The organism is Glaciecola sp. G7-5 (genome assembly GCF_055808975.1).
This window is the reverse complement of sequence record NZ_CM147892.1, coordinates 1,319,508-1,334,579: the sequence shown is the minus strand read 5'-3', so window position 1 is coordinate 1,334,579 and position 15,072 is coordinate 1,319,508. Positions and strand designations below refer to the sequence as shown.

Sequence of the window (15,072 nt, the reverse complement as noted above, 5' to 3'; positions counted from 1 at the left end):
TTAATACACGGTTCAAAAAAAGCGCAACAAAGCGCTTCTTTCAATAGTCAATCAACAAGACTATTCAGCTCAACCAATCTATTAAGATTTTCTTCTATAGAAAGACATACCGAGTAGACTTAGGCCAAGTAATGCAAACGCACTTGGTGAGCTAACTTCAGTAGCAGTGCCACCAGCGATATCAAACCAACCTGAATGACCAAAACTAAAGTCAACAATGTTTCCATCTAAATAGGTAAAAGAAGAATTTGTTGCTACGTGGAACCATACGCCAATGCTAGTATCGTAAGAAATACCAGTGTAATCAGGATCAGGAGATAACCAACTATTAATAGCGCCAGTGGCAATATTTAAGTTAAAACCGCTGTTGCTAGCAGTAAAACTATCAGTCTGTAAAAGGATAGCCGGATTGTCAATACTGTTAGCGCTATTCGCGCCGTTATACACATATGTACTAGCGATCCCTGTTGCTAAATCGCCGTATATGATAGCAAGCTCGTTTACGTCAGAATCTTTTGGATTGCCACCTGCGTTTACAACTAACCAAAATCCGTCTACACCAGTAGTTGCACTGGTAAAATCTACGTCCCAGGTGAATTGTTGGGCGTTTGAGTCGTAGGTGCTGTTAATTTCTTCAACCGCGTCGCCTACATTACCACCAATCGTAGGATTGGCTTTGAATTCGTATAATCCTGCTTGTGAAAATGCGGCTGCAGTTAAACAAGAAAGCATCATAACTGTTTTAAAAAGTTTCATGGCTACTCCATTTATTTATCAAATATGATGCCATCTGACACCCGGTGGTGACTCTGCAAAATATGGACCATTTATTTTTTGCATATAATTCAGATAGTTACGATAATCGCGTGAAACTTATGTAAAATTTGTCGACAGTCACCTGATACCTAAAATCTATACTTTTATCTAATAAAATTAACACCTTAGCGACTAAGTTACGCGCAAATTTTTTATATATAGCATTTGGGCTGGCGACTGTGCCAATAGGGACTTTGGAGCGCTCGTACTTGCAGTTTAAATGACAAAAAGTCTGCATCTACATATTAAATTGGTGAAAAAAGAGAGGGAGGTAGGAGGCTTTAAAAGGTGTAAAGAAAAAAACGTGGCCTTAATGGTAAATTAAGACCTTTCGTAATGGCGAACCTAATTCTAGTTACAACTCAAAGCGATTAGGAAGAAGTTCACCTAGTGAACTTGTCCACGTTTTATCTAAGGTCTCGTTAACGCATTCTACCAATCCATCAGGGAATTGCATAAATTCAGTAAGCACTTGCCTACATGCACCACAAGGTGAAATTGGCGATGCTTGATTAGACATAACATAGACGGCGCTTACCTTCTCCATGCCATCTACAATTGCGCTAGAGACAGCCGATCGCTCCGCACAGATGGTCAACCCGTAAGATACATTTTCGACGTTAACACCATAAGCAATGCGCGTTTCACCATTCACCTCATATAATACGGCAGCAGCTACTTTTACTTTCGAATAAGGGCTATAAGCCTTTGCTAGAACTTCTTTTAATCGTGCTTTTATCGCCGTTTTATCCATGACCTAGAAGTATCCCTAAAATCTAATTTTGTGAGCAATCAAATAGTCTAAACCGCCACTAATAGCAGCAATCTGCGCCCGTATACAAATTTGTGGTGTCGCTTTGGGGCTATCAGGATAGACTTCGGTTGTTGTAACGTAATTTGCGTTGGTAAACCCACCACATAAGAACAGCGACTTTTTGTCGTAGCAAATGACACCAGGAGCAAGTACATCAGTGCCTATAATTTTGCCGTTGGCATCACTTGGGGCAATATGCGTCACTTTCTCGACCGAAGCTATTACTGCGTTTTGGAAGTCTATTTGAGGATTTGTGGTGTTAGCAACAGTATAAAATCCGTCAGGAATTTCCCATTCATCTAGGTCCTCACCGTCACGGGCCGCTAATGCCGGTCTAAATTCAGAATTGTCGGTATCTGTAGTTTCGTGCAAATCAAAATGCACGTCTATCTGCTGTTTTTGTTTTGCCATAAATCCTTGCACAAATTGCATAACTTGTTGCGCTTCTGGAGAAGGGCTATTGGCATAGAACGAACGATTAGGATCATTAGTATTGTATGTCCATCGGTTGATGGTTTCGTAGCCCCAAGGGGAAATGCAGGGCACAACAATAATATTAAAGTGAGATAAATATTTCTCACTCTCTGTAAGTAAAAATTCCAAAGCGCCTAACACGCCGCTAGTTTCGTAACCATGCACGCCACCACTAACTAATACGTTTGGTTTATTCGCATCCCAAGGTGTCGATGAAAACGCATATAACGGATAGCGACTCTCGTCTATTGGTAGTGCGCCGTATTGTGTTTTCGTAAAACGCTCACTCACTTCACTATACTTACTTAACACTTCGTCTGCATAGCTACGTTTAATCTCTTGTGCTTGAAGCCAGGTCTTTTTATCAGTGTCGGTCCAAGGTTTGCCTTGGCTGCCTATTGGATAATCGTGCATGAGTAACCTCGTGTTTTAATTAGTAGTGGCGCGCAGTATATAGCGAAGTTTGCAAAAGTAAAATCAAGCAGAGCACCCGCTTCATGCTCGTTGAGCGCTATAAGATTCATAATCTGGCACTCGATATTCATTCGCCTGTGTTAGCAAGGGTGAACTAATTAAATAGTCTGCACTACTGGGATTACAGGCCACAGGTATATTCCAAACTGCGGCTATTCTTAGTAATGCTTTTACATCAGGATCGTGGGGCATAGAAGCCAAAGGATCCCAAAAGAAAATAAGCATGTCGAGAGTTTGCTCAGCAATTTTTGCACCAATTTGCTGATCGCCACCCAGTGGACCGCTTAATAGTGGGCTCACACTCAAACCTGATGTTTGCATGATTTTAGTTGCCGTGGTGCCCGTTCCAAATAAGGTTTGTTGTGCAAGTATCTCGCTATGGCGTTCACACCATTCGCATAAAAGACTTTTCATGTGGTCATGAGCGACTAAAGCAATTTTCTTCGTGATAGGTGCTGTTTGTTGAACAAATTGCATATTACTTCCTTGGGGATTGAATATTAGTATAAATTGAAGGTTTAGATATAATAGCCATAATAAAAATACCACACTCGTGCAATTGATGTTAAAGATTACTGAAAATATTGTCATAGAAGACCATGAAATTGAGCTATCGGCGATTAGAGCGATGGGCAGTGGCGGACAAAATGTAAACAAAGTGTCTAGTGCTATTCACTTACGTTTTGATATTAGCCAATCTCAATTGCCTGATCGCTACAAAGAAAAGCTATTGGCCTTAAATGACAGCCGCATTAGTAAAGAGGGCGTGCTAGTCATCAAAGCACAATCTTTTAGAACCCAAGAAAAAAATAAAACTGATGCGCTCAAACGACTAGCAGACTTGATCGCAGCGGCAACAAAAGAGAATAAGGTGCGCAAAGCAACGCGCCCCTCGCTAAATGCCAAAAGGAAACGAATAGAAAGTAAAAAGAAAAGCGGAGTTACAAAAAGCCTACGTGGCAAAGTTGACTATTAAAGCGCAAGCGCTGTTTACAAAATATCTTTATTTCATAGACGCTCGTCCCTAAGCCCATAACCAAGGAATACCAAATGAAAAAAACAATCAACGTTGTAATATTAGGTCTGACAGCAATATTACTGTCAGCCTGTAGCGATAACGAGGTGGGTGATGTGTCTCTTGGTGTGTTTACTACCAAAGATATAAAAATTGACTCCCTACAAGATCCTATTGTAAGTGGTGTTACTTGCCATATATCAAGCATTGAAGCCAATTTAGATTTGGCTGATCCGAGCGATAGTTCTATCGCTTGCAGACAAACTGGGGAAATCACCGCGCAGATGATAAGCAAAATCGACAAAAGCGCTTCAGGTGAAGTGGTATTCAGAAAATCCAAAAGCATCTTCTTCAAAAACATGAAAGTAAGACGCATCTTGGACGCTAAATCACAAACCTTAATGTATGTATCCTATTCGACTAAAGAAACCTCGGGCAGTTATAAACATAGCTTGTCGACAGTACCTTTATGGGGAACTTCTGCTTACGCTGCGTCTGTAACTTCTAGTCAAGCACAGTAAATACAAAAAGACGGTTTTGACTCAAAGCAACGAGTACTCGCCCTGCGGATGAGTCGGGCTAGCTATTCGCTAGCCTCTTCTACTTTGTTGTTCTTTAATACTGCTGTTGACTCACCTTTGGTAAATAACTCAGGCACTTGCGGTAGGGCCACGTTCACAAATCGGTTCTCAGCGATGAGTGTTTGAGGCTCGCCCACAGTGTGTTCGACAACCACTGGCATCGTATTTACAAACTCATTGTTCAAAATGTCGGTATCTTGCACACCATGCAAATAAAGGCTTGCTTTAGTCTTATTGCGTTTTCCTCCACCTACGTTGGTCACGTTGTTATTTGTAAACATGAAATGCGGGCCAAAAGTACTTTCGTCGGTACCGCCACGATAGACTTTTGCGATTGCGCCTTCAATATTGGCAAATTTGCTGTTGTTGATTGTCACATATTCAGCATTGTATATACCAAGGTCATCTTGTTCTTTGTCGAGCCTTAAGATGTCGCCAGTGATGTTTTCAAAGTGACTATTCTCAATCAGGATATGGTCAGCTAAGCTGCGGTAACCCGCATCAAAAACATGCGCAGAATGGTTAACATTTAGATTCACTACTTTTACACCTGAAAGTTCAAAACGATTATTTATCTGCATAGGAATGGGAATGTGCTTAACAAGTACATTGCCTGCTGCATCAGGTGTTTTACCGCCATCAATAGTCACATTTTCTAGGCGTAAACTGCCACCCTCGCCTATTTCCATCATCACTGAACGTCTGGGGAAAAGCGTTACAGTATTTGGCGCTTGTGCAGTCACGGTGAGTACTTTTGTAATTAATAACTGTTTTGTAAGCTCATACTCTCCTGGGCTTAACTCAATCCTGTCGCCTGTTGTTGCGTTTGCAAAGGCATCTTCAAGGGCACTTGTAGACTTAACTAAAATAGTATTATTTGAATTAAACTCTACAACTGGCGCTGCTTTCGGATACCAGCTTACGCCAGTGTCTTCTTTTGCAGTAGGTTTAATGCTTGTATCCATACCGATGTTATTGGCTTGTGCATATTCACTGACCATCACACCGTTTTCATTGCGCACAAGGCTTAACTCTTGTTGCGTAAATCCATTTTCCATTTGCTCTAAAACTGCAACGTTACTTAGGTTATTTGAAAACTCGATGCCTGAGATATCATCGAATAATTTGAATGGTTGTTCTTTTTTACTAATCACAAGATTGCGGCTAAAGGTGCTGTCTATAGGCACAGCAGAACGTTCTGCATCGCTACCCCCTGCTAGATTAATATTACTAACATGCACCAGCGTATTGTTTTCAATTTTCGCGTTCTTAACTTGATGATAACGATTAATGCTTGAGTTAGGCACACCGTTCATGACGACTAAACCGCCACCAAAGCGAATACCTGTGAGGCCTTCCATATAATTGTTGCGGATAGTTTGATCTGCGTTAATAACACGTATGCCGCCGGTATGCTCAACGCCATTTCCGAAAAAGAAATTACCTTCAACTAAGTTTCCATTGCCATGGCGCAAGGTCAAGGTACCTTGTGATTCAAAAAATACGTTATTACGAATGATGTTCTTGCCAGACTTATTAGATATGATTTCTACTTCGCCATTGGTACGGTCAAAATAGTTATTTTCGACCGTAGTAAACGAATCTGTTAGTGAGTATTTACTAGTTCCAATGCGCAATGTTTCACCGCCGTTAGAACCAAGTATCTGGCGCGGACCAAAGTAGTTATGGTCTATACGATGATAATTTTGCTGACTATCTTGTGAGGACAAACGCACCGCAAAGGTAACACCCGCGTTAGTCTTTCCTACTATATGGTTGTGATCAAAACGGTTATGTTTACCATACATTGATATCCACGAATCTGAGTTGAATTTGTCGGGGTTAGAAAAACCATCTATGACGGTATTACTTACTCTAGAATGATTAGCATATTTTCCGCTTTTACCTCTAAAAGAAATCACTGCGCCGGTCGGGCTATAACCGTTTTTAAATACCAAGCCTGATACTTCTAGATAACTACCTTCTAGGTATAAATTAGACAGGCCCGATAAAATTACTTTTCCTTCTGTTTGTGCCATTAATTTGATTGGCTTTTCGGCGCTTCCTTCACCCTTTAACTCAATTTCGAAGTCTTTGTATGTACCGTTTGCTAAAACGATTGTTTGCCCGGGTTTAACTTTTGCTAATGCCGAATTGTATTGCTCGATAGTCGACACAACAATGCGATTTGCGTCAGCATTATTACTTATGCTCGATAGGCTCGTTTGCTCACACGCAACCAAAACTCCTACTGTCAGCAATAGGCAGAATTTTGATAATGTCTGTAGGATGGGAGGATACGGACGACGTTTAATATGGTTTAGCATGTATAGATTCCTGTTACAAAACTCGTTCACAAGCTATTGTATAAAAAGTAATCTCAAACTTTAGTGTAAAGCCAAGACATCAACAAGTAGCAAGCATAAGCGGTCGCAAGACACACGACCAAATTCGGTAGTAAGTTTGGACTTGAGCCCAAACATTGGGTTAAATATTATGAAAAGAGAAGACCGCCATTTATATCTATATTGGTCCCTGTCATATAAGAAGAGTCAGAACCAGCCAAAAACGCGACCAATTTACCTACTTCCTCTGCACTTCCTTCACGTTTCAATAGCGTGGCATTTGCTACATTTGAGCGAATTTCAGGATTCGTAAAGGTATCATGAAACCCCGTTGCAATCATTCCTGGGCAAACACTGTTGACCCGTACTGTTGGTCCTAGTTCTTTTGCGAGGCCACGAGTAAACGTCATAATTGCACCTTTTGCTGTAGCATAGGCGACGGCTCCACCGCCACCACCATCGCGACCAGCCTGTGATGCAAACGTCACTATACTGCTACCATCAGAAAGGTGGGGAATAACAGCGTTGGTCATCAGGAACAATGAGGTCAGATTGACATTCATTACCGTATTCCAGTGTGTGAGGTCCATTTCTGCTATTTTTTTACGTGCAATCAAGCCACCAGATACATGCACTAAGCTGTCAATTCGGCCAAAAATCTCGAGGGTAGAAGCAACAACCGCTTCGACACCGGCGGCATCGGTTAAATCAGCTTGCATTGCATGTGCTTTACCGCCCAATTGTTCTATTTGACTCACCACCGAATTAGCGCCATCAGCACTAGAATGGTAGGTGACCATTACCAAAGCCCCTGCTTTCGCCAGCTCAATTGCGCAAGCAGCGCCAATATCGCGACCACCACCGGCCACAATTGCGACTTTATCTTTCATCGACATACTCAGCTCTCCAAGTCATTGTACCGCTTTACTACTAGCGCGGATTTAAGTAAAAAGTGGTCATGGTTAAACGACACAATTGCCACCGAATGCAGTAAATCAGTAAGGTTTTCGGCGCATACAGATGAGGCTAAATGTAACTAAGCGAAGGGGCAATTGTCAACCACTTATTAACCAATTGGCAACTTTTGATTTACCAATATTAACACTATTGGTATTACCAAACTTTTATTGTATGATTGAAATCGCTTCCACTTAGCCCAAACGAAAGTTGGCGCGCTTCGCCATTACTAGGAGACTCACAATGTGTATAAAGCAAGCCAATAAAAGCGTTAACGTGATGAAACTAAGAATGTTTTCGCATGCTCGTTCATTATTTTTCTTTTCCACATTGTTTACGACCCTAGGATTATCACTGCCTTCTTATGCCGATCTTGCAAGTCATAAAAACTTAGCTGAAGGTCAGTTGTTGGGTAGTTTTGAAAAACTCGATCCTAATTTAGCGCCTGGTAAAAACTTTGACTTACTTGATTGGCAACTAACACTCCCTGTCAGCAGTAAAGAAGGCGGTAGCGCGCAAACTGTGCCAGAAGCAGCCCTTGAAAATGGCTTTACTTTTAAACCTGTTTTTTACACCGCTGATGATGGTGGTATGGTTTTTTTGGCACCTAACTACGGCGCGACCACCTCAAAAAATACTAAATACACACGAACAGAGTTAAGAGAAATGTTGCGCAGAGGTAACACTCGCATCAAAACCCAAGGCGTAAACGAAAATAACTGGGTATTTAGCTCAATGCACTTCTCCGGACAGAAAAGAGCCGGCGGCGTTGATGGTTCACTTGAAGCCACTTTGGCCGTTAACCGTGTATCGACAACCGGCGATGAAAAGAAAGTAGGCCGCGTGATTGTAGGACAAATTCATGCGACTAAAGACGAGCCAATACGCCTTTATTATCGAAAGTTGCCAAACAACACTAAGGGCTCGATTTATTTTGCACATGAAGAAAATGATGCTGATGAGTTTTGGGTAGACATAATTGGTTCACGTTCACACACCCTTGCTGACCCAGAAGATGGAATTGCATTAAACGAGAAGTTTAGCTACAAGATCAGCGTAGAGAAAGACACTTTAATGGTCACCATTATTCGTAAAGGTAAGGCAAACATTACGAAAACATTTGATATGAGTAATAGTGGTTACAACAAATCGAGTCAATGGATGTATTTCAAAGCGGGTGTTTACAATCAAAACAATACCGGTGATAAAAACGACTATGTGCAAGCCACCTTTTATCATATTAAAAACGAGCACGATGGATACAAATATTAAGCAGTTTTTGTGTGTGGCGCCCTAATTTGTGGGGTGCCGATAATAAAAAGGCCTGTGTGTGCGCAGGCCTTTTTTCTTTCTAAAACAATGTCCTTCCTGCCCTTCGAACACCCTAGTTCACATAAGATTAACAATTCATTTACTTTTATCACAAAAGCTTGATATCCTTTGCCAGCACGCAGGTCTACACAAACGCATTGTTAGCCAGCTAAACGGGCCACTAGCCAAAACAGAAGTTAGCAGCACAACAGTGTGAACAACCACCTAACACAACAGGGTGCTTTGCAAAGCACAAGAGAGCTAAATGAAAACACACACACCATCTTTATTTATTCGCACGCCTATTGCCGCAATGATCGCATTGTCGCTAGGACTTTCATCAACAGCATCTTTCGCACAAGAGGCACAAAACAACGACGAAGACGAGCTAGAAGTCATTATGGTTACTGCCTCGAAAAGAACAACTGGCTTACAAGAAACGCCTATCGCGGTAAGCGTAACTAGCGCCGAAGAAATTGATCAAACCAAAGTACTTGATATCCAAGATTTGCAAACTCTTGTGCCCACGCTTCGCGTAACCCCCTTGCAGCGCTCAACTAATACTAACTTTTCGATTCGTGGCTTTGGTAACGGTACCAACAACACAGGTATTGAGCCTTCAGTTGGTGTATTTATTGATGGCGTATATCGCTCACGCGCCGCTGCACAAATTGGTGATTTACCACGCTTAGAGCAAGTAGAAGTGCTAAGTGGACCGCAAAGTACCTTATTTGGTAAAAACGCTTCTGCAGGTGTTATAAGTGTTCGTACCGCCGGTCCTTCATTTGATAGTGAGGGTAAATTTGAGTTGGGCATGGGTAACTATAACCAACAGTTGGTGCGTGGATATTATACAACGGGTATAAATGATAAGTGGGCGATGAGTGTTTCTGGCGGCGTAAATAAGCGTGACGGTTATACTGAAAGCGTCGTTGGCCTAGGTAAATTAAACAATCGAGACCGTTGGAATATGCGCGGACAACTATTGTTTCAACCAAACGACGACACTTCAATTCGTTTTATCGCTGATTCAAGCGAAATTAAAGAAGCATGTTGTACAGTTTCAGATGTAATCAATGGCCCAACCACAGCCGCAGTTCGCGCTTTAGGTGGCACTGTTTTAGATACCGCCGATCAGTTCGAATACAAATCTGCACTGAATATTGACCCAAACAACCAGGTAAAAGACAAAGGCGTGTCGATGCAAGTCGATGTAGAGTTTGACACGATGGCATTTACCTCAATAACTGCATTTCGTAAAAACCAAGCAGAATACTTAGTTGATGTGGATTACACATCACTGGATATTTTGAAAGAAGGCGACGAAACAAAGATTGACACTTTCACCCAAGAGTTTCGTTTAACCTCAACAGGTGACAACGACTTTAGTTGGATGGCCGGCGCTTTTTTCTTCAACGAAAAAGTACATACCAATGACACCTTGTATTACGGTTCGGCAACAAGAAGTTACTTTGATGCACTAGGTTTAGCACCTTTATTAGCTGGATTTGAAGGTGTATTTGGTCAAGCACCCGGTACTTTCTTTAATGGTGACCAATATGTAAATTCAGAATTCTTACAAAAGAACGATGCGTACTCATTATTTGTGAGCATTGACTACAAACTTACTGAAGATTTAACGGCCACTTTTGGCGTCAGTTACACTGATGATAAAAAGAATGTCTCGGTTGAAACTGACAATACCGAAGTTCTATCGTCGATTGACTTAGCAAACGACAATACCGTCTTTGGATTTCCGGTTACTGTCATTCCCGATCTTGCAATATTGGCAGCAAACTTGGGGGTAGTACAAGGTGTCCAGTTTTTACCTCAACAATTGGATTTCCCAAATAGCGTTGAAGACGGTGATAGTAACGATAGTAAAGCAACCTATAGTGTTCGCTTAGCTTACGAGCTAAATAGAAACATTAACTTTTTCGCCACCGCCGCGACAGGTTTTAAAGCGACATCTTGGAACCTATCTCGCGATACACGTCCCTTTCCAAGCGATGCCGCTGCCATTATGGCTGCAGGCTTGACCCAAAAGAACCAAAGCTATGGTACACGCTATGCGGGTCCAGAAGAGTCAACTGTGTATGAGCTAGGTATGAAGTCACGCTTTAGATCAGGCGCACTTAACATCACCTTATTCGACCAAACTATTGAAGGCTTTCAGTCTAGTACCTTCGTTGGTACAGGCTTTGTATTAGCCAATGCAGGTCAGCAATCAACGAAGGGGATTGAGTTTGATTCTGTTTACAGACCCTTTGATGGTGTTAGCGTACTTTTTGCAGGGACTTTACTTGACCCAGTATATGACTCCTTTGTAGGTGCATCTGGCGTCAACGGTGTAGTTGATTTGTCTGGCGAAAAACCTGCAGGCATACACGAACGCAGTTATACGTTTGGCTTTAAATACGAGTTTGACTTTGACAGCGGCGCATACGGTTATGTGCGTACTGATTATTTATATGAAAGCGGCACGCGCCTAGTAGCAAACGTACCGCCTGAATTAACACGAGAAATTGGTACATTGAATATAAGTGCTGGTCTCACCTTTGAAAATGGCGTGAGTCTGCAGGGATGGATTCGTAATTTCACAAATGATGAATACTTTCTGTCAGCATTCCCACCACCGATTCAAGCAGGTAGCTTTAACGCTTACCCGAATCAGCCTAGAACATTTGGTGGCTCGATTTCGTTCGCGTTCTAAAATAGCTTCTTTGAAGTGAAAAATGCAGCCTATCGATAGGCTGCATTTTTGTTTTTGTTTACGAAGAACTCTTTAGCCCAGTACAACAGCCTGATATGGCTTTAATACAATTTCTCCATTATTTCGCTTGAGTTCATCATAGTTATTAATTAATAGCGCCTGCATAGACGTAAAAGGTCTAGCGTCGATGCGCTGCTCATGTTCGGAGAAACTTAAAAGCACACCAACTTCTTTACCATTTAGTGTTCTTCGGTAGGCATATACTTGTTCATGTTCAGGCAATAAAAGTTCGTAGTCACCGTATACAAAGATTTCATGGGCTTTGCGCAAGGCGGTTAGTTTTCTAAAATGATGTAATACCGACGTTTCGTCACTCTCTTGTGCTGCAACATTGATAGATTCGTAGTTGTCATTAACCGGTAGCCAAGGCTCACCGCTTGTAAAGCCACTATTTGCGCAATCATTCCATTGCATTGGTGTACGGCTATGATCGCGAGAAAACGCGCGCAGGTGGCGTAAATAATGACTGGTATCCTTGCCCTCATGCAAAACTTTTTTGTAGCCATTAATAGCGGCAACATCTTTATATTGCTCAATGTCGCTAAAATCTATGTTTGTCATACCCAACTCATCCCCAAAATAACAATACGGCGTGCCGCGCATAGTTAAAATAAAAGTGTTGAGCATTTTTGCCGAAGCGTCACGAAACTCAGGAGCATCGTTACCAAATTTCGACACCATACGAGGTTGGTCATGGTTCGCTAAATAGATTGCTATCCAGCCTTTTTCGGCAAAGGACTCATCCCAGCGTGTATGCACATCTTTGAACTGCTGCAAGGTGTGTGGATTATCCACATCTACGTTCATGTCTACACACTCAAAATGGTAAGCCATCTGCAATTCATTGCGCTCTTCGTCAACCAACATATGCGCATCTTCAAACGTAGAACCTGCGCCCTCACTTACCGCAAAAACATCGTATTTGCTCAGTACCTGCTCATACATTTCCTGCAAATAGCCGTGCAGATTAGCCCCCATACCGTGGTATTTAATAATCTGTGAGATATCATTTTCATAACTATCAGGCAGTTTAGGGAAGCTAGTATCTTTTGAGACAAATTGAAACGCATCAAGCCTAAATCCATCTACGCCTTTGTCGGCCCAAAACTTCATAATATCGTAAACTTCTTGACGTACTTTGGGATTCTCCCAATTCAAATCAGGCTGTTTTTCACTAAAGTAATGCAAATAGTAAGAATCACTCGGTGCATCGTATTTCCAAGCATCTCCTTTTTCATCAAAGTAACTCCAGCGCTTATTCGGCTTACCCTTTTCAGCGGGCCACCAATGATAATAGTCACGGTATGGGTTGTCTCGTGAGGCTCGGGATTGTTCAAACCAAGTATGCTCGTCACTAGTATGGTTAACCACCAAGTCCATAATGAACTTAATCCCGCGACTGTGCAGGCCCGCCAGTAATTCATCAAAGTCCGACATGTTGCCAAATTCGGTCATAATTGCACGGTAGTCACTAATATCGTAACCGTTGTCATCGTTTGGTGAAGCATAAATTGGATTAATCCATACAGAATTTACGCCTAAGCTTGCGATATAATCGAGCTTGTCGATAATACCGCGTAAATCACCTACCCCATTGCCACTCGCATCCTTAAAACTGCGTGGATATATTTGATAAACAATTTGCTCCTTCCACCACTTGCGAAGTGCAGATATATCTTTAGATTGAGAATGTAGTGTCATTTGAATTCCTATCAGCGTTTAAACGATTGAATCGTTAGCTAGAAACAAGAGTTGAGTTGTAGTGTAATTATCGTTTTAAATAAAGTAAACCGCAAACTTAAACGATTAAGATGAGAGCGAAAGTAAGGTTGCTAATAGCGTCCATAATATGGGCGCTATCTATATCATTTAATTAACAAGCGTTTCGTTAAGCGGCTGGTTTTCTCTACGTTTTAAGAGTTCATGCTCAATTGTAACTAATAGGTCTTTGTCTATTTTATAGAAGAGCATCAATAAACCACCTAAGCCAAATAGCGCAGCAGGAAGCAAAGTAGCCATTGCCCGTATCCCATCAATTACATAATCAGATAGCGCCTCGTTTGCCACAAACCCTAGGTAGCCAAGTATGAAGGCGGGAATGGCGCCGCCCATTGCAGAGCCGACTTTTAATGCGAACATGGATGCAGATACTGTTAAGCCACTGGTGCGTTTGCCTGTTAGCCATTCACCATATTCGGCACAATCAGTAAACATGGCAAAGAGTAAAGTTATAACAGTACCAAAAGTAGCAATGCCCAAAAAGTTTAAGAAAGCGGCAAACCAGTACATTTCAGGCGGGATGAAGTAGCCGATAACTAGCAACAAGGAGTGCAGCAAGCACATATACAAAACCAGCATGTGCTTGCTCATTAACTTAGTTAAATAGGGGTACAAAATGCACCTACCATTTGCCCAAAAAGCCCCAGTGAAGAAAAAAGAGCCACGCGGTCAAAGAATAGAAATACTGCCTCGCCATCATCTTGCATATAGTATTTCACGTAAAAAATAACCGACGCAAAGCGCGCGACTAAGCCAACAATAATCACAACACAAGCAATAGCCAAAACAACCCACGACACATTTTTTAGCAGCACTTTCATATCTTCTTTAATTGAAGACTCGTGTTTAGGAAGTTTAATTCGCTCTTTAGTAACGGCAAAAGTAAACCAAAACAGTAAGACCGATATTACTGCAAACAATAAAATGGTAAGCCTGAAACCAACAACATCGTCACCACTACCAAAGTAGTTTACAAGCGGCGTAGCAAACATTGCGACCAACAAGCCACCGGCCCCAGCACAAATAAAACGGTAGGTAGTCGCTTTGGTGCGCTCTTCTGCAACGGGAGAAATAACCGCTAACAAGGCCGAGTAAGGTACATTCATCACTGTAAACGCGATCATCACACCAATGTAGGTCGCGTAAGCGTAAATCAGTTTTCCGGTTTCAGAAAAGTTAGGGCCAAAGAATATTGCGCAACCTAACAAGCCATAGGGAATGGCGCCCCATAATAAGTATGGTCTATATTTTCCCCAACGTGACTCGGTACGATCGCCTATTAAGCCCATGACAGGGTCGCTGACCGCATCAGTAATTTTTGAAATAAGTAGCATTAAACCCACCGCAGCAGGGGCAAGGCCGTAAACATCGGTGTAGTAATAAAGTAAATACAGTCCAAAGAATCCCAAATAGAAATTTGATGCCATATCTCCTAAGCCGTAGCCTAGTTTTTCTTTAAACGAAAGTGGTGATGAATCCGCTTTAGTGGTCATCATGTCTCCTAAATGGAATAATTTGCTTGCACTCAACTTCAGTAATAAAAAAAAGTAAAAAGCGCTCTAGCTCTTCACAGTGTGTTTACATAAATTTAACTTAGTACAAAACTTAAACGATTAAGCTTGAAAAAGCAATCCTTAAGTGATGAATTTTCGGCATTGCCTGCAGGGAGAAGTGCGAACAGATGTGAGGATAAATTGATGCTTTATTTGAAGAGCCGCTTGTATTGCCTCTGT

Annotated in this window: 13 protein-coding genes; 4 read left to right on the top strand and 9 right to left on the bottom strand. The window is 41.8% G+C overall.

All coding sequences use genetic code 11. From position 1 onward, the window contains the following. Positions 1-81 precede the first annotated feature (81 nt). The 4 genes from AC0L6H_RS05785 to AC0L6H_RS05770 form a co-directional block, all read right to left on the bottom strand. Entirely contained in the window at positions 82-756 is a 675-nt protein-coding gene (locus tag AC0L6H_RS05785; protein WP_473393136.1) for a hypothetical protein, read from the bottom strand. 415 nt (positions 757-1,171) lie between these two features. Then, complete coding sequence (locus AC0L6H_RS05780; protein ID WP_473393135.1) at positions 1,172-1,570, bottom strand: cytidine deaminase; 399 nt, start codon at positions 1,568-1,570, stop codon at positions 1,172-1,174. A 15-nt stretch (positions 1,571-1,585) separates the two neighbouring features. Beyond that, positions 1,586-2,518 carry a M14 family metallopeptidase gene (locus tag AC0L6H_RS05775; RefSeq protein ID WP_473393134.1) on the bottom strand — a complete coding sequence of 311 codons (933 nt, stop codon included), beginning with the start codon at positions 2,516-2,518 and terminating at the stop codon, positions 1,586-1,588. An 81-nt stretch (positions 2,519-2,599) separates the two neighbouring features. Then, entirely contained in the window at positions 2,600-3,055 is a 456-nt protein-coding gene (locus tag AC0L6H_RS05770; protein WP_473393133.1) for a methylglyoxal synthase, read from the bottom strand. 85 nt (positions 3,056-3,140) lie between these two features. On the opposite strand from AC0L6H_RS05770, the gene arfB reads away from it, so the two are divergent. After that, positions 3,141-3,554: an alternative ribosome rescue aminoacyl-tRNA hydrolase ArfB gene (gene arfB, locus AC0L6H_RS05765; protein ID WP_473393132.1), complete on the top strand. Its 414-nt coding sequence runs from the start codon at positions 3,141-3,143 to the stop codon at positions 3,552-3,554. Between the two features lie 74 nt (positions 3,555-3,628). Then, positions 3,629-4,114, top strand: coding sequence for a CreA family protein (locus AC0L6H_RS05760; protein WP_473393130.1), 486 nt, complete (start codon positions 3,629-3,631; stop codon positions 4,112-4,114). Between the two features lie 62 nt (positions 4,115-4,176). Here AC0L6H_RS05760 and AC0L6H_RS05755 read toward each other — a convergent pair whose 3' ends face one another. Continuing rightward, the gene (locus tag AC0L6H_RS05755) at positions 4,177-6,501 is read right to left on the bottom strand and encodes a chondroitinase-B domain-containing protein (protein ID WP_473393129.1); all 2,325 of its coding nucleotides are present in this window, start codon (positions 6,499-6,501) and stop codon (positions 4,177-4,179) included. Between the two features lie 167 nt (positions 6,502-6,668). Then, on the bottom strand, positions 6,669-7,415 hold the full coding sequence (locus tag AC0L6H_RS05750; protein ID WP_473393128.1) for an SDR family NAD(P)-dependent oxidoreductase: 747 nt from the start codon (positions 7,413-7,415) through the stop codon (positions 6,669-6,671). Between the two features lie 304 nt (positions 7,416-7,719). On the opposite strand from AC0L6H_RS05750, the gene AC0L6H_RS05745 reads away from it, so the two are divergent. Further along, entirely contained in the window at positions 7,720-8,748 is a 1,029-nt protein-coding gene (locus tag AC0L6H_RS05745; RefSeq protein WP_473393127.1) for a polysaccharide lyase family 7 protein, read from the top strand. A 304-nt stretch (positions 8,749-9,052) separates the two neighbouring features. Next, on the top strand, positions 9,053-11,500 hold the full coding sequence (locus tag AC0L6H_RS05740) for a TonB-dependent receptor (RefSeq protein WP_473393126.1): 2,448 nt from the start codon (positions 9,053-9,055) through the stop codon (positions 11,498-11,500). 72 nt (positions 11,501-11,572) lie between these two features. On the opposite strand, the gene AC0L6H_RS05735 is transcribed toward AC0L6H_RS05740, so the two are convergent. From AC0L6H_RS05735 to AC0L6H_RS05725, 3 genes are all read right to left on the bottom strand, one after another. Next, positions 11,573-13,261 carry a glycoside hydrolase family 13 protein gene (locus AC0L6H_RS05735; protein ID WP_473393124.1) on the bottom strand — a complete coding sequence of 563 codons (1,689 nt, stop codon included), beginning with the start codon at positions 13,259-13,261 and terminating at the stop codon, positions 11,573-11,575. A 168-nt stretch (positions 13,262-13,429) separates the two neighbouring features. Beyond that, positions 13,430-13,930: an MFS transporter gene (locus tag AC0L6H_RS05730; RefSeq protein WP_473394472.1), complete on the bottom strand. Its 501-nt coding sequence runs from the start codon at positions 13,928-13,930 to the stop codon at positions 13,430-13,432. 8 nt (positions 13,931-13,938) lie between these two features. Next, positions 13,939-14,835, bottom strand: a complete 897-nt coding sequence (locus AC0L6H_RS05725) for an MFS transporter (protein ID WP_473393123.1) — start codon at positions 14,833-14,835, stop codon at positions 13,939-13,941. Positions 14,836-15,072: the final 237 nt, after the last annotated feature.

Excerpts from the sequence above, each read along its gene's own strand:
- AC0L6H_RS05785 (WP_473393136.1), bottom strand. The coding sequence starts at position 756 with ATGAAACTTTTTAAAACAGTTATGATGCTTTCTTGTTTAACTGCAGCC.
- AC0L6H_RS05780 (WP_473393135.1), bottom strand. The coding sequence starts at position 1,570 with ATGGATAAAACGGCGATAAAAGCACGATTAAAAGAAGTTCTAGCAAAG.
- AC0L6H_RS05775 (WP_473393134.1), bottom strand. The coding sequence starts at position 2,518 with ATGCACGATTATCCAATAGGCAGCCAAGGCAAACCTTGGACCGACACT.
- AC0L6H_RS05770 (WP_473393133.1), bottom strand. The coding sequence starts at position 3,055 with ATGCAATTTGTTCAACAAACAGCACCTATCACGAAGAAAATTGCTTTA.
- arfB (WP_473393132.1), top strand. The coding sequence starts at position 3,141 with ATGTTAAAGATTACTGAAAATATTGTCATAGAAGACCATGAAATTGAG.
- AC0L6H_RS05760 (WP_473393130.1), top strand. The coding sequence starts at position 3,629 with ATGAAAAAAACAATCAACGTTGTAATATTAGGTCTGACAGCAATATTA.
- AC0L6H_RS05755 (WP_473393129.1), bottom strand. The coding sequence starts at position 6,501 with ATGCTAAACCATATTAAACGTCGTCCGTATCCTCCCATCCTACAGACA.
- AC0L6H_RS05750 (WP_473393128.1), bottom strand. The coding sequence starts at position 7,415 with ATGTCGATGAAAGATAAAGTCGCAATTGTGGCCGGTGGTGGTCGCGAT.
- AC0L6H_RS05745 (WP_473393127.1), top strand. The coding sequence starts at position 7,720 with ATGTGTATAAAGCAAGCCAATAAAAGCGTTAACGTGATGAAACTAAGA.
- AC0L6H_RS05740 (WP_473393126.1), top strand. The coding sequence starts at position 9,053 with ATGAAAACACACACACCATCTTTATTTATTCGCACGCCTATTGCCGCA.
- AC0L6H_RS05735 (WP_473393124.1), bottom strand. The coding sequence starts at position 13,261 with ATGACACTACATTCTCAATCTAAAGATATATCTGCACTTCGCAAGTGG.
- AC0L6H_RS05730 (WP_473394472.1), bottom strand. The coding sequence starts at position 13,930 with ATGAGCAAGCACATGCTGGTTTTGTATATGTGCTTGCTGCACTCCTTG.
- AC0L6H_RS05725 (WP_473393123.1), bottom strand. The coding sequence starts at position 14,835 with ATGATGACCACTAAAGCGGATTCATCACCACTTTCGTTTAAAGAAAAA.